Below are 14,177 nucleotides of genomic sequence, written 5' to 3' on the forward strand. Positions count from 1 at the left end.
GAGAATCGAAGGTGAATCAAGAAAGCTTACTTCCCCATCCGAATCCGTTTCAGATGGATCGTAAGGAACACCAGTTCCTCGTCCGAAAGCTCCTTGTGCCAGGTGTTGCGGACATACTCCGCAATGCAGCAGGCGCATTTGTAGTGTTCGCTGCAATTGCGGGCAATCAGGGCGCGGAACACTTCGTCGTGGGTATCGTTTTCCTGCTCCTGTTTTCCTTGAAATACGCGCTGCGCAAAAAAGCGTAAATGTACTGTAAAGCGGCTGAAATTCAGCGCATCCCGGTCAAAGTGGCAGTTGTAAAAGCATTCCACTACCTGCACGCAGCCATCCACAAAGCGGGTGACATCGTTCACCACGCTCATGGTGGTGTTGAGCTCTGCGTTGACGATGTGCAGCGCAATGAAGCCGCCCTCGTCGTCCGAAAGGTCTGCATGGCAGCGCTGGCGGATGGCGGCAAGGCACTCCATGCCAAGGCGATACTCTTCCGGGTAGAATTCCCGAATAGGAGCCATCAGCGGGTTGGAAAAGCGAATCCCCTGCTCGCTGCGCTGGATGGCAAAACTGATGTGGTCTGCCAGCGTGATGAGCAGGCTTTCGTTCAGCGGGTAGTTCACCCGGCTGCGGATCATTGCCACCAGCTCGTCGGTGAGCAGCAGATGCTCATACGGGATCTGTTCCAGAAGTTCCACCAACTTCTGCTGCACGGCAGGGCTGGTCATGCGGTAGCTGTGCTCCACGGTTTCAGCCTCGATTTTATAGCCCGGCTTAACACCAAAGCCCAGGCCGCGCCCGGTGACGATCAGCTCACAGCCCGTGGGGTCCACCACGCGCAGAATGTTGTTGTTGATCGGCTTTTTGACGGTATATTGCATTGTTTCTCCTCCTCAAGTTGAAAAAGGCAATAAAAAAAGACCATCCTCGACACAGCAAACATACCGAAGGCTGAAACACGCTTTCGGCTTGTGCTATGCAGAGTTGGTCTAGCCCGCCAAACGGTAACAATCCAACGACGCTGCTCACATACAATTTTCTTTTTTGTAAGGCACGAACAAATTAAGCACTTGAAGAACAATTTATTTTATACTTAATTACAATACCATATTCTTTGTGGAGTGTCAAGATGAAAACGGATTTCTTTTTCACTTTGTCAATTTTACTCAAAATTAGGTGATTTTCTACAGCAGATTGACAAGTAGGAATCTTCCTTTTTTGCTTTATATGTGCAGTGATTTTCAATCGAGATCATTGCGGAGAAAGCTGTGCTCCATCCCGTAACTCATCACCTTCACAAAAGACGGTCAAGGTTGCTGCGCGTATCTTTGCTGATGGTCATGCCTTCAATGGCGAAGGTGCCGCACACATTGCGGAGGTCGCTTTTGTGTTGGGCAGGAGTAGTGTACTTAATGCTCATGATCTGGCCTCCTTTGAACTCCCATGTGAGCCATCTCTCTCAAGGGCCTGTATATTACCTGCACTCGTTGAGGATGTCCAGCAGTTCTTCGCGGCTCAGCTTCTTGCAGCAGCCGCCGGTGAGCACGGTGGAATCGGCCACAGCCTTGAGGTCGGTGTCTGCCGGGATGCCGAAGTAGGTTTCCATGGCGTGGCTCAGGGTATCGAATGCGCCGGAAATAACCTGCTTGAACGGAACCGACAGGGAATAGGTCGGGTCGAGGAAGGCAAAGTCCGCCTTTGCCTGCGCCGACACCACCTTGCAGCAGTCGGACACGGAACCGCCGCCCACGGCAAGGATCAGGTCTACATGGTTTTCACGGGCCAGCTTTGCGCCCTCCTGCACACAGCCGCGTCGCTGCACAAGACAGCAGTGGAATTTTCTGGCAGGGCGTGGTACAATACACAAAGAAGGACCGTTCCAAACGACAGGAGGGAAACAAAATGGAATTTACTCAGGTCATTGAAAAACGCTATTCCTGCAAGAACTTCGGGCAGCGCAAGGTGGAAGACGCGAAGCTCCGCGCGATCCTGGAGGCCGGGCGGCTGGCACCGACGGCGAAAAACTTCCAGGAGCAGCGCATCTATGTCGTCCAGTCGGCAGAGGGGCTGGCGAAGATCGACCAGGCTACGCCCTGCCGCTACAGCGCACCCACCTGCGTAGTGGCGGCGTTCGACCGCAACAACATGTTCACTTACCCCGGTGGCAAGCGCACCTCCGGCGTGGAGGATGCCACCATCGTGGCCACTCACATGATCCTGGCCGCCGCCAACGAGGGCGTGGATAGCTGCTGGGTCAACTTCTTCGACCCGGACCAGCTGGCAAAAGCCCTGGGCCTGCCGGAGAACGAGGAAATCTTGATGCTCCTGGACCTCGGCTACGCTGCCGAAGGCGTGAAGCCGCTGCCGAACCACGATTCGCGCAAGCCGCTGAGCGAGACCGTGGCTTACCTGTAACTGGCCGCCGATCCCCATAACAAACAAAAAACACCGCCGTGGGCGTTCTTCCTGCAAAAAGCAGGGGAGAAGCCGCGGCGGTGTTCTGTTTTATGCGGGTATTTGAGGGAGCGCTTACTCCGAGCGCAGGGCGATGACCGGGTTGCTCTTGGCCGCACTGCGGGCGGGGATCAGGCCGCCCAGGATGGTCAGCAGGGTGGCCAGCGCAATGAGGATCAGCGCCGCAGAGAGCGGCAGCGAGGCGGTCACATCACTGGAACCGGAGATGGAGTGGATGAGCATGTTGCCCGGGATGAGCAGCAGCAGGCTCAGGCCCACGCCCATGACGCCGGAGCACAGGCCGATGATGAAGGTCTCGGCGTTGAACACCTCCGAGACGTTGCGCTTGGAAGCACCGATGGCACGCAGGATGCCGATCTCCTTGCGGCGCTCCAGCACGCTGATATAGGTGATGACGCCGATCATGATGGAGGACACCACCAGCGAGATGGCCACAAAGGCCACCAGCACATTGCTGACCATATCCACGATCTTGGTCACGGCGCTCATCAGGGTGCCCACCGTATCCGAGAACACGATCACCTTGTCGTCTTCGCCCTGGGCGCGCATGGCGTCGTTGTAGGCGTTCAGCTCGTCCACGATCTGGTTCTTGGACTCAAAGCTCTTTGGGTAGATCCAGATGGAGCCCGGCGTGGAGTAATCCACGTAGCCCAGCGAAGCCAGCACGCTGGTGCTGGTGGTGGAGGTGGACTGCAGGGTGTTTTTCACCAGGTTCACCAGCTCGTCGTTGGACATGTTGAGCTGGATGGCGCTCTGGAAGGTCTCTGCGTCGATCTGCAGGGCGTCTTCCATCTGGCTGCCCAGTGCGGCGATGTTCGTCTGGATGGCGGTCTGGATCTGCTGGCTGAACTGGCCGGCCAGCTGGCTCATCAGCTGCTGCATCACCGTGCTCATCTGGGTCTGGATGGCGGCGGTGAGCTTCGCCTGCAGCGCTTCGCCCAGCTTCTGGCCCAGCTGTTCGGAGTAACATTCCAGATAGCTGGTCATCACGGTCTGCAGGTTCTGCTGCAGGGAAGCGGCAAACTGCTCCTGCAGGCCAGAGGTGTCCAGCAGATCGCCCATGGAGTCAGACAGGATCTGCTTGAACAGGTCGCTCTCCATATAGGAGGAGAAGCCGATCTTGTCCAGGTTCAGGATGCCGTTGCCGATGATATAGCGCTTGTAGCCGTTCATGATGTCTTTCATCAGCTGCTGCAGCGCATCCTGCGAGACGGACAGGTCCATGTCCTCGAACAGGCTGCTCAGGTCCATATCCTCCATGGTGGGCAGCTCCACATCGCTCATGTCGATGTCGCTCAGGTCCAGGTCCAGCGAGAAATCCGCGGGGTCCAGCAGGCTGGAAAGATCGACCGAGCTGCCGTTCAGTGTAAAGGCACCGCTCAGGTCGAACTGCAGCTTGCTGGAGTCGAACTGGAAGGCGCTCTGCAGCGCGTCGGTGTCCACCGAGAACAGCGAGGTGATGTCGAAGCCGTCGGAATCTTCGTCGGCCTCAAAGGGCTCACCGGTCAGCACGTTCACATCCGGGTTTTCCAGCTGCTGCTTGACGATCTCGCTTTCCGCCGCGTGGTCCATCGTGTAGTAGGTCAGCGCGTGGGTGTAGGCCACACCGGTGGGCAGGATGGTGGAGGAGGCGTCGGCTTTGGGCTGTACCACGCCCACGATGGTCAAAGCCGGGCTCTCGGCGGCCAGCTGCTCCAGATAATCCTCGTCGTCGGCGTGGCTGCGCCAGAATCCGAGGTCCTCGTCGTAGGCATACAGGTCGGACGTGGTGATGATCTTATAGGAAAGGCCGAGGAAGTCTTCGTAGTTGTAGGTGCCGTAGTCCTCGGGCAGGTCGATGTTGTGGTTCTTGGTATATTCGCGGATGAAGTTGTCCAGCTCGGCGTCGTCCAGCAGGCCCAGCAGGTAGAGCGCGTAGTCCGAAACGCTGCCGTCGGCGTTCAGCACCAGCACGGCTTCGTCGTAGCGGTCCGGCCAGCGGCCTGCCTTCACGTCGTACTGGTCCTCGTAAAGGGAGGGCTCCTCGGCCATTTCGCAGAACACGTTCTGGTTGCTCATGGAGGAGACGATGCCGGCCGCCGTGGTGGTGTTGTTCAGGCTCGAGAGGGTGTTGTCCGGGAAGACCCGGCGCACGGTGCCATCCGCATTCTGGCGGTAGAGCTGGGGCGCAACGCCGTAGGCGTATTCCACCGAGGCCGCGTTCTCCTTTACGGAAGAAGCGTCACTTTCCAGATAGTCCCGCAGGGCGCTCAGGTCGTTGACGTTGGTGGTGTTCTCGGTCAGCTGCGAGAGCAGGCGGCGCACGGTGACCATGCCTTCCAGCGAGGAGTCGGAGCTGGCCGAAGTCTCGCCGCTGACGGCGGAAGCATAGCTTTCCGGGTCCAGCAGGGAGGCCAGGTCCACCCCGTTGGAGGTGATCTGGATGGGATATTCCGAAAGGGTGGAGCGCTCCATATCGCTGATATAGTTGCTGACGCCGTTGGAGAGCGAAAGGATCAGCGCGATGCCGATGATGCCGATGGAGCCTGCAAAGGCGGTGAGCAGGGTGCGGGCCTTTTTGGTGAGCAGGTTGTTGAAGCTCAGCGAGAGGGCCGTGAGGGGGGACATGGACGAATGGCCCAGGTTTTTGTGCACCGGCGGCGTCAGCGCGGCGGTGTCCGGCGTAAAGGGGTCGGAATCCGCACGGATGACGCCGTCCTTCAGCCGGACGATGCGGGTGGCGTACTGCTCGGCCAGCTCGGGGTTGTGGGTGACCATGACCACCAGCCGGTCCCGGGCCACGTCCTTCAGCAGTTCCATCACCTGGATGCTGGTCTCGCTGTCCAGCGCACCGGTGGGCTCGTCCGCCAGCAGGATGTCGGGGTTGTTCACCAGGGCGCGGGCGATGGCCACGCGCTGCATCTGGCCGCCGGACATCTCGCTGGGGTGCTTGTGCAGCTGGCTGCCCAGGCCCACATCTTCCAGCGCTTTGGCCGCCCGGCGGCGGCGCTCGGCCTTGGAGATGCCGGAGATGGTCAGGGCCAGCTCCACATTGGCCAGCACCGTCTGGTGCGGGATGAGGTTGTAGCTCTGGAACACAAAGCCGATGGTGTGGTTGCGGTAGGAGTCCCAGTCGCGGTCGGTGTACTTCCGGGTGGAGACGCCGTTGATGACAAGGTCGCCGCTGTCGTAGCGGTCCAGGCCGCCGATGATGTTCAGCAGCGTCGTCTTGCCGGAGCCGCTCGGGCCGAGGATGGCGACAAATTCGTTGTCGCGCAGGTTCAGGCTGACATCGTCCAGCGCTTTCTGGACAAGGTCGCCCGTGCGGTATTCTTTTCGGATGTGGTTGAGTTGAAGCATGTGCCGTGCCTTTCCGGCTGCTTTTCCGCAAAAGCGCCGTTCGTTGTACCTATTATAAAACAGACTTTTCTCGCAGTTTGACAATAAACCATTTTATTCTATCAGAAGAATGTGAAGAAACTATGTATAATACACTGAGAAAATTTGCACCTGCGATGATTTTGGGCAGAAAACAGACTTTTCCCGGTAAAAAAGCGGGAAAGAATTCCCAGACGGTTGAATTTGCGCCGGATTCGTGCTATTTTAAAAGAGGTGATGCGTGCCGGGGCTGAAACGGCACGCCGAGGCCAAAAATGTGTCGGAAAAACGACACAAATAAAACACGATAAAACGTATGATCGCGCGCTGATTCGTCGCAGAAAACGGAAAAACGACACAAAAACAGCGCAAAAATGAAAATGACGTTTTTAGACACTTTTTAAGGATTGTACGGTTCCCGCTTTGCTCTTTAAAATAGAAAAAGAAAAAACAAGGGGCGCCGAAAAGCGTTGGAAAGCCTTGTAGCAAGGAGGAACTCATATGGAACGTACATTTTCACCCATGATTCGTCAGTTTTCTGCGATCGACGGTCTGCAGAAGGCGTATACGCTGGTATATTCACTGGATGCCGAAGATGAAAACGGCTGTCGGCTGACACTTTGCCGCACCGGCAGCGGGCCGCGCATGGAGAGCCTGTATCTGGCTGCCGCGCCGGAATCCTGCTACCGCATCCTGCAATATCTGTGTGAAAATGGCGTGCAGCCGGAGATCTGGCAGGATGTGATGGAGGAACTGACCACGGCAGATCGGCTTGAGCAGAAAGGCGGGGCGCTGCGTGGACAATGACCGCATGTTCAAACCACTGAAGATCGCCCTTGCAAGCTACGACCGCAAAGAGCTGCGTGTCCAGAAGCATTATCTGGAGGAGGAAGGGGCTCCCATCAGCTGCACCTGCTTTCTGAGCGGGGAACGCCTGTTCCGGTGCTTGCAGCAGGACCACTCGTTCGACGTGGCTATCCTGTGCAACGAGATGGAGGATATGACCGGGCTGGAGTTCATGGAGCACATCCGTGCGCTGGAGCAGCGGCCGGTGCTGCTGCTGTTCAACGAGGCCCGGCGCAACAACGAATCGGCCCTGTGCATGGAAACGGAGGAAGGGATCTTCTGCGTCGAGCAGGCAGACCTGAAAAGCCTGCTGCGGGAGCTGTACCGGATGCCGGGCCAGCAGGGCCAGAAACTGGAGCGCCAGTGCCACGCGCTTTACGACAGCTGGGGCCTGCAGCAGCCGGATGTGAACTGCGGCTACCTGACCTGCGCGGTGGGCGTGGTGTTCGGCAACTCGCAGAAGATGGCCATCCGCAAGGAGATTTTGCAGGCCGTGGGCCAGCAGTACAATGTCTCGGTCTCGGCGGTGGACAGCGGCATCCGGCGGATGATCGACCAGCTGGAAGCCGCCCCCAACGAGGCGTGGAGCACCTTCAAACAGGAAAACGGCTTTGCCGGGGATAAACTGACCACGGGCAAGCTGATCTACGCGGTCAAGAACCAGCTGCGGCGGCAGAAAGAGCCGTGACCGGCAGCCTGAGAGGAGCAACAGAATGGAGCAGATGCTGCAGAATGAACCCACCGAGCTGTCGGTCCAGGCCGTGCCGCAGAAGGCTGTGGAGCAGGCGTGCTTTCATGCGCTGACCCTCATCAGCCGCAACTGCGAATACCTGGACCAGCACCTTGCCCGCACCGGGGCCGACCAGGAGTCCCGGCAGGCGGTGACGGACATCAGCGCGGCAAGCGCCCAGCTGGACCGCACCGTGAACGAGGTGATGACTCTGCTGGAGTATCTTCGCGCAGAAGAACTGCCCCGTCTTTACCCCATGGACCTGTGCGATCTTCTGCAGCAGATCGCGGCACAGGCGGATATGATCCAGGAGCAGCTCAAGGTGGAGCTGACGCTGGACTACGGCGGCTGGACCACCTGCCATGTGCTGGCCGAGCGCAGCGATGCCGAGCTGCTTTTGCTGCATCTGCTGTCCAATGCGCTGCGCGCCTGCAGCGAGGGCGGCAAAGTGCAGATCGTGCTGCGGCGCAGCGAGAGCTTCTGGCAGCTGACGCTGCTGGACAACGGCTGCGGCCTGCCGGACAGCGGGGAGGACGCCTGGCTGAGGAACCGGCAGTGCTTTTTGGGCGGGGCAAGGCTGGGCCTGCTGCTCTGCCGCGAGTGCTGCCGCCGCATGGGCTGGGGCCTGCGGGTGGAAAAAGCGCCGGAATGCGGCACGCAGGCAGTGGTGACCATCCCGCTCAGCAGCGACCGCAGTGTTGGGCAGACGGTGGAGCTGCACGCGGACAGCGGGTTCACGCAGATGCAAAAGCGGTATCAGCTGCGCACCATGCTGGTGAAGGAGCTGCGCACCATGCCGGAGCGCGGCGACCCCGACGATCTCTGACACATTATAAGAAGAAAAGCAGCAGGGCCGCTGTGCGGTGGGAACACCCCATCCGTGCAGCGGCCCTTTTTTGCGCGATGTGGCAAAGAAACTTTGCTGCGCGGAAAAACAGTGCCCCAAAAGCAGGCAAGTTCACAAAATGTTTAACTTTTCGAGCGGAAAATACTATTTTTTCCGTGTAAAATAAGACCAGCACATTGATTGTGCCGCAAAATTGGATTATAATACACCTGTATGCGAACGGACGAGATGATTCGCTAACGAACAATTTCTGGCAGAGAGTTTTTGCCGTTTACCGGGGGCCTGGCCTCCGGCATTTGTCCTTAGGAGGAAAAACAACGTGAGAGTAGGTCTTGACATCGGCAGCACTACCATCAAGTGTGTGGTGCTGGGCGAGCATGATGAACTGCTGTATTCTACATACGAACGACATTATAGTCATATCCTGGAAAAGGCGCAGGAGCTTTTGCGCCGCATTGATGCCGAGCAGCTGCATGGCGAGAAGGCGCTGCTGAGCATCTCCGGCTCTGCCGGCATGGGCCTGGCCGACAGCTGCGGCGTGCCCTTTGTGCAGGAGGTGTTCTCCACCCGCGTGGCGGTCAAGCGCTTCGTGCCGGAGACCGACTGCGTCATTGAGCTGGGCGGCGAGGATGCCAAAATTCTGTTCCTGACCAACGGCACCGAAGTGCGCATGAACGGCAGCTGTGCCGGCGGCACCGGTGCCTTCATCGACCAGATGGCCACTCTGCTGAAGATGAGTGCCGACGAGATGAACAAGGCCGCTGAGAATGCCCAGCGTACCTACACCATCGCGTCCCGCTGCGGCGTGTTCGCAAAAAGTGACGTGCAGCCGCTGATCAACCAGGGTGCCCGCACCGAGGACATCGCTGCCAGCATCTACAAGGCTGTGGTCAACCAGACCATTGCAGGCCTGGCACAGGGCCGCCCCATCAAGGGCAACATCCTGTATCTGGGTGGTCCGCTCACCTTCAGCACCGTGCTGCGCAAGAGCTTTGACGAAGCTTTGAACGTCACCGGCACCTGCCCGGAAAACAGCCTGCTGTATGTGGCGCTGGGCGCTGCCCTCTATGCCGACAAGGCCTTCGTGCTGAGCGAAGTGGCCGACGCGCTGGACCAGTACGCCGCCACCGCCACCTATGCCAGCGAGCCGCCGCTGTTCGCCAGCAAGGAAGAATACGAGGCCTTCCACGCACGCCACATGTCCCACAGTGTGCCCCGCGTGCCCTTCAGCGCTCAGTGCGGCCCGGTACACATCGGCATCGACTCCGGTTCCACCACCGTCAAGCTGGTGGTCGTGGACGAAAAGAGCCAGATCCTCTACACCAACTACCAGCCGAACCTCGGCAACCCGCTGCCCCTCATCCGGGAGCAGCTGCTGAAAATTTATAAAGAGCACCCGGGCCTGCAGGTGGCCAGCGTGACCACCACCGGCTACGGCGAAGAACTGGTGAAGAACGCCTTCCGCTGCGATTACGGTCTGGTGGAAACGGTTGCTCACTTTACCGCAGCCAAATATTTCATGCCGGATGTGGACTTCATCATCGACATCGGCGGTCAGGATATGAAGTGCTTCAAGATCGAGGATGGTGCCATCAGCAACATCTTCCTGAACGAAGCCTGCTCCTCCGGCTGCGGCAGCTTTTTGCAGACCTTTGCGCAGGCCCTGGGCTATGACGTCAAGGAGTTTGCCGCGCTGGGTCTGTTCGCAGACCGCCCGGTGGACCTGGGCAGCCGCTGCACCGTGTTCATGAACAGCTCGGTGAAGCAGGCCCAGAAGGACGGTGCCAGCATCGAGAACATCTCGGCCGGCCTGTCCATCAGCGTGGTCAAGAACGCACTGTACAAGGTCATCCGCGCGTCCAGCCCCGAAGAACTGGGCCGCAAGATCGTGGTGCAGGGCGGCACCTTCTACAACGAAGCCGTGCTCCGCGCCTTTGAAAAGGAGATGGGCGTGGAGGTCATCCGCCCGGACATCGCCGGTCTGATGGGCGCTTACGGCGCGGCATTGTTCGGCCTGCGCCAGAGCCAGAAGGCCCACAGCACCACCTCGGCCATGATGAGCGAGGAAGAACTGGAAAAGTTCGAGCAGAAGGTGGTCAGCGTCAAGTGCGGCGGTTGCGGCAACCACTGCCAGCTCACCGTCAACACCTTTGCGGATGGCCGCAAGTACATCTCCGGCAACCGCTGCGATAAGCCCGTCACCGGCAAGAGCGCCGACGACAGCCTGAACCTGTACGCCTACAAGCAGCAGCTGCTGGCTGAGTATAAGCCGGTGGCCGGTAAGCGCGGCTCCATCGGCATCCCGCTGTGCCTGGGCTTCTACGAACTGCTGCCCTTCTGGTGGGCATTCTGGACGAAGCTGGGCTTTGCGGTGCACACCAGCCCGGTGTCCAGCCGCGGGCTGTATCTGGCTGGTCAGGCCACCATCCCCAGCGACACCGCCTGCTTCCCGGCAAAGCTGAGCCACGGCCACATCAAGGCCTTGAGCCAGATGCAGCTGGACGCCATCTTCTACCCCTGCCTGACCTACAATGTGGACGAGGGCCTGGGCGACAACCACTATAACTGCCCGGTGGTGGCCTATTACCCCGAGGTTCTGGCCGGCAACTGCCCGGAGCTGGAAGGCACCAAGTTCATCTATGACTATGTGGGCATCCACCGTCCGAAGGACTTTGTGCACAAGATGGCAAAGAACATCCTGCCCAAGTACTTCGGCGGCATCTCCGAGAAGGAAGTGCAGGCTGCAGCCGACGCCGCCTACGCCGAGTACGAAGCCCACATGGCAAAGATCCGCGTGAAGGGCAGCGCCATCATCGACGAGGCACGCCGTCAGGGCAAGCGCATCATCGTGCTGGCAGGCCGCCCGTACCATGTGGACCCGGAGGTCAACCACGGCATCGACCGCCTGATTACCCGCCACGGGGCCGCCGTTGTCACCGAGGACAGCATTTCCAATCGGGTGCAGAAGTTCCCCACCAGTGTGCTGAACCAGTGGACCTACCACAGCCGCCTGTATGCCGCCGCCAAATACTGCACCACCCAGAAGGATATGGATCTGGTGCAGCTGGTGTCCTTCGGCTGCGGCGTGGATGCCATTACCACCGACGAGACCCGCGAGATCCTGCAGGCAGGCGGCAAGCTGTACACCCAGCTCAAGATCGACGAGATCACCAACCTGGGTGCGGTGAACATCCGCCTGCGCAGTCTGTTTGCCGCGCTGGATGAGCGCGACGAGGTGGCCGAGGAAAAGGCCGCCGCCAAGGCAGAAGCCTGAGAACATAGGAGGAACCTATGGAATACAATTACCCCAAATTTACCCCGGAGATGAAGAAGACCCACACCATCCTCATCCCCAACATGGCCATTACCCAGTTCCGCCTGCTGGAGTACGCCCTGCGCTACGACGGCTACAAGTGCGAAATTCTGGGCAACTGCGGCAGTGCTGTGGCACAGCTGGGCCTGAAATATGTCCACAACGACACCTGCTATCCGGCCCTGCTGGTCATCGGCCAGTTCCTGGACGCACTGAACAGCGGCAAGTATGATCTCGACCACACTGCGCTGCTTATCACCCAGACCGGCGGCGGCTGCCGTGCGTCCAACTACATCCACCTGCTGCGCAAAGCACTGGTGAAGGCCGGTTACCCGCAAATTCCTGTCGCCAGCCTGAACTTCTCGGGCCTGGAAAAAGACAGCGGCTTCCAGATGACCCTGCCGCTGGCCCGCCGCGCGCTGGCCTGCATCTTCTACGGCGATATGCTGTGCGCTCTGCGCAATCAGGTGGCACCGTATGAAAATGAGAAGGGCGCCGCCGACAAGATGGTAGACCTGTGGGTCACCCGTCTGGGCCGTGTGCTGCTGGCAGGCAAGGGCTACACTTCCAAGGAGATGAAGCATACCTTCCCGCTCATTGCAGCGGACTTTGCAAACATCCCCATCACCCGGGTGCCCAAGGTGAAGGTGGGCGTCGTGGGCGAAATTTACGTCAAGTACAGCCCGCTGGGCAACAACGACCTGCAGAAGTTCCTCGAAAGTCAGGACTGTGAGGTGAACTTCCCGGGGCTGATGGGCTTTGTGCAGTACTGCGCCTTCAACATGGGCGAGGACCACATCCTGTACGGCGGCAAGCTGGCCGTGAAGATCGGCATCGACCAGTTCCTGAACTGGCTGGACAGCATCGAGCGCGCCATGCTCAAGGCCGAAGCCGACGCCGGGTTCTACGCCCCCGGCCCCTTCAAGGAACTGGTGGAAAAGCCCAAGGGCATCATTTCGCTGGGTGCCAAGATGGGCGAGGGCTGGCTGCTGACCGCCGAGATGATCGAGCTGGTGCAGGGCGGCTACGGCAACATCGTGTGTGCCCAGCCCTTCGGCTGCCTGCCCAACCACATCGTGGGCAAAGGCATGGTGAACAAGATCCGTGCGCTGTACCCCAGCGCCAATATCACCCCCATCGACTACGACCCCAGTGCCACCAAGGTCAACCAGGAAAACCGCATCAAGCTGATGCTGGCAGTGGCCAAGGAGCGGCTGAACGCCCCGGCCGAGGCAAAGCCCCTGACCGCCGAGGAAATCGCAGGCGGTGCCCCGAAGGTCGGTGCGACCGTATAACCATAAGATAAACAAACCGCCCGCCCGGAAATGCATCCGGGCGGGCGGTTTTTATGCCTTAGAACAGTTCAAAAGGGGAAACCATCACTTCTGCTTCTTCAGGTAGATGTGGTGGGGCAGACCGGCGATGTACAGCGGGGTCAGCTCAGCCTGGATCAGCGGGCGGGCGTACTCCAGGAACTCCTCGGTCATCTGGGTGTGGTTTTCGTTCATCCAGCTCAGCGGCACCTTCTTCTCAAGGTTTGCCACCTCGCTGATGGGGTGCAGCTCAGTGGTGCACTGGTACGGGCTGTTGGAGATGCGCTTCAGGGCCACCATCTGGCCGGTCACGCCCTCAAAGGCAGCCTTGGCGGCAGCACCGCCCACCTGATAGGCCTCGGTGATGTCGGTGCGGCTGGTCAGATGGCCGGCGCAGCGCTGCAGGGTGGAAAGCTCGATGCAGCGTGTCTTGGTGTCCAGATTGCGGGCCACCACGTTGGCCAGGAAGCGGGCCGTACCGGTCAGGGCCTTGTGGCCGAAAGCGTCCACAGCGTGCACGTCATCGGCCAGCTCACAGACGTAGCGGCCATCCTCCAGCTTGACGCCCTCGGACACGGCGATGACGATGCTGGGCTTCTTCTCCTGCATCACGCGCACCTTCTCCACAAAGTGATCCACGTTGAAGGGCACTTCGGGCAGGCAGATCATGTCCACGCCCTCGCAGTCGTCGCTCTTGGCCAGAGCAGCAGCGGCGGTCAGCCAGCCAGCGTTGCGGCCCATGATCTCCACCACGGTGACGTACTTGGTGCCGTACACGGTGGCGTCACGGATGATCTCCTTCATCACCACGCCGATGTACTTGGCCGCAGAGCCGTAACCGGGGGTGTGGTCGGTGACCATCAGGTCGTTGTCGATGGTCTTGGGTACGCCCATGAAGCGGATGTCGCTGTCGATGCGGGCACCGTAGTCGGCCAGCTTGCCGATGGTGTCCATGGAGTCGTTGCCGCCGATGTAGAAGAAGTAGCCGATGTTCAGCTTTTCCAGAATGGCAAACAGCTTTTTGTACACGGCTTCGTCCTCGTGCCAGTCGGGCAGCTTGTAGCGGCAGCTGCCCAGGAAGCTGGACGGCGTGCGCTTGAGCAGCTCAATGTCCAGGTCGTCGGTCAGCACGGTGGAAAGGTCCACCACACGCTCCTCCAGCAGACCGGCGACGCCGTTGCACATGCCGTAGACGATGTCGGCACCGCGGCTCTTGCAGCTTTCAAAGACGCCCGCAAGGCTCGCATTGATGACGGAAGTAGGACCGCCAGACTGACCAACGATTGCATTTTTACCCATGAT

The 14,177-nt window shown here is 59.4% G+C and carries 10 protein-coding genes and 1 pseudogene; 6 read left to right on the forward strand and 5 right to left on the reverse strand.

The window, feature by feature from the left end; translation table 11 throughout:
* Positions 1-26: 26 nt before the first annotated feature.
* From CGS49_RS09565 to CGS49_RS09570, 3 genes and pseudogenes are all read right to left on the reverse strand, one after another.
* The gene (locus tag CGS49_RS09565; RefSeq protein WP_097801613.1) at positions 27-875 is read right to left on the reverse strand and encodes a PRD domain-containing protein; all 849 of its coding nucleotides are present in this window, start codon (positions 873-875) and stop codon (positions 27-29) included.
* Positions 876-1,288: 413 nt separating this feature from the next.
* Positions 1,289-1,414 (reverse strand): hypothetical protein, encoded by a 126-nt coding sequence (locus CGS49_RS14555; RefSeq protein ID WP_275542720.1) that lies wholly within the window; start codon positions 1,412-1,414, stop codon positions 1,289-1,291.
* A 147-nt stretch (positions 1,415-1,561) separates the two neighbouring features.
* Positions 1,562-1,798, reverse strand: a pseudogene (locus CGS49_RS09570) (iron-containing alcohol dehydrogenase); the annotation flags it as partial.
* Positions 1,799-1,896: 98 nt separating this feature from the next.
* Between CGS49_RS09570 and CGS49_RS09575 the strand changes: the two are divergent.
* Positions 1,897-2,409: a nitroreductase family protein gene (locus CGS49_RS09575; protein WP_097801614.1), complete on the forward strand. Its 513-nt coding sequence runs from the start codon at positions 1,897-1,899 to the stop codon at positions 2,407-2,409.
* 114 nt (positions 2,410-2,523) lie between these two features.
* Here the strand turns inward: CGS49_RS09575 and CGS49_RS09580 are convergent, their stop codons facing one another.
* Positions 2,524-5,808: an ABC transporter ATP-binding protein/permease gene (locus tag CGS49_RS09580; RefSeq protein WP_097801615.1), complete on the reverse strand. Its 3,285-nt coding sequence runs from the start codon at positions 5,806-5,808 to the stop codon at positions 2,524-2,526.
* Between the two features lie 519 nt (positions 5,809-6,327).
* Here CGS49_RS09580 and CGS49_RS09585 point away from each other — a divergent pair.
* The 5 genes from CGS49_RS09585 (at position 6,328) to CGS49_RS09605 (ending at position 12,857) form a co-directional block, all read left to right on the forward strand.
* Positions 6,328-6,633 carry a hypothetical protein gene (locus CGS49_RS09585; protein ID WP_242975431.1) on the forward strand — a complete coding sequence of 102 codons (306 nt, stop codon included), beginning with the start codon at positions 6,328-6,330 and terminating at the stop codon, positions 6,631-6,633.
* Positions 6,623-7,360 carry a response regulator gene (locus CGS49_RS09590; RefSeq protein ID WP_097801617.1) on the forward strand — a complete coding sequence of 246 codons (738 nt, stop codon included), beginning with the start codon at positions 6,623-6,625 and terminating at the stop codon, positions 7,358-7,360. The genes CGS49_RS09585 and CGS49_RS09590 overlap by 11 nt, the downstream gene beginning before the upstream one ends.
* Before the next feature lie 25 nt (positions 7,361-7,385).
* Positions 7,386-8,228 (forward strand): sensor histidine kinase, encoded by an 843-nt coding sequence (locus tag CGS49_RS09595; protein WP_097801618.1) that lies wholly within the window; start codon positions 7,386-7,388, stop codon positions 8,226-8,228.
* Positions 8,229-8,568: 340 nt separating this feature from the next.
* A complete protein-coding gene (locus tag CGS49_RS09600) occupies positions 8,569-11,523 on the forward strand; it encodes an acyl-CoA dehydratase activase (protein ID WP_097801619.1) in 2,955 nt (984 codons plus the stop codon).
* A gap of 17 nt (positions 11,524-11,540) precedes the next feature.
* Entirely contained in the window at positions 11,541-12,857 is a 1,317-nt protein-coding gene (locus CGS49_RS09605) for a 2-hydroxyacyl-CoA dehydratase (RefSeq protein ID WP_097801620.1), read from the forward strand.
* An 84-nt stretch (positions 12,858-12,941) separates the two neighbouring features.
* On the opposite strand, the gene CGS49_RS09610 is transcribed toward CGS49_RS09605, so the two are convergent.
* On the reverse strand, positions 12,942-14,174 hold the full coding sequence (locus CGS49_RS09610) for a 6-phosphofructokinase (protein WP_097801621.1): 1,233 nt from the start codon (positions 14,172-14,174) through the stop codon (positions 12,942-12,944).
* Between the last annotated feature and the right edge of the window lie 3 nt (positions 14,175-14,177).

This window comes from Faecalibacterium langellae (assembly GCF_002549775.1).
GTDB lineage: Bacteria > Bacillota > Clostridia > Oscillospirales > Ruminococcaceae > Faecalibacterium > Faecalibacterium langellae.

What these genes read in the sequence shown, in the direction of transcription:
- CGS49_RS09565 (WP_097801613.1), bottom strand. Translation starts at nt 875, where the DNA reads ATGCAATATACCGTCAAAAAGCCGATCAACAACAACATTCTGCGCGTG.
- CGS49_RS14555 (WP_275542720.1), bottom strand. Translation starts at nt 1,414, where the DNA reads ATGAGCATTAAGTACACTACTCCTGCCCAACACAAAAGCGACCTCCGC.
- CGS49_RS09575 (WP_097801614.1), top strand. Translation starts at nt 1,897, where the DNA reads ATGGAATTTACTCAGGTCATTGAAAAACGCTATTCCTGCAAGAACTTC.
- CGS49_RS09580 (WP_097801615.1), bottom strand. Translation starts at nt 5,808, where the DNA reads ATGCTTCAACTCAACCACATCCGAAAAGAATACCGCACGGGCGACCTT.
- CGS49_RS09585 (WP_242975431.1), top strand. Translation starts at nt 6,328, where the DNA reads ATGGAACGTACATTTTCACCCATGATTCGTCAGTTTTCTGCGATCGAC.
- CGS49_RS09595 (WP_097801618.1), top strand. Translation starts at nt 7,386, where the DNA reads ATGGAGCAGATGCTGCAGAATGAACCCACCGAGCTGTCGGTCCAGGCC.
- CGS49_RS09605 (WP_097801620.1), top strand. Translation starts at nt 11,541, where the DNA reads ATGGAATACAATTACCCCAAATTTACCCCGGAGATGAAGAAGACCCAC.
- CGS49_RS09610 (WP_097801621.1), bottom strand. Translation starts at nt 14,174, where the DNA reads ATGGGTAAAAATGCAATCGTTGGTCAGTCTGGCGGTCCTACTTCCGTC.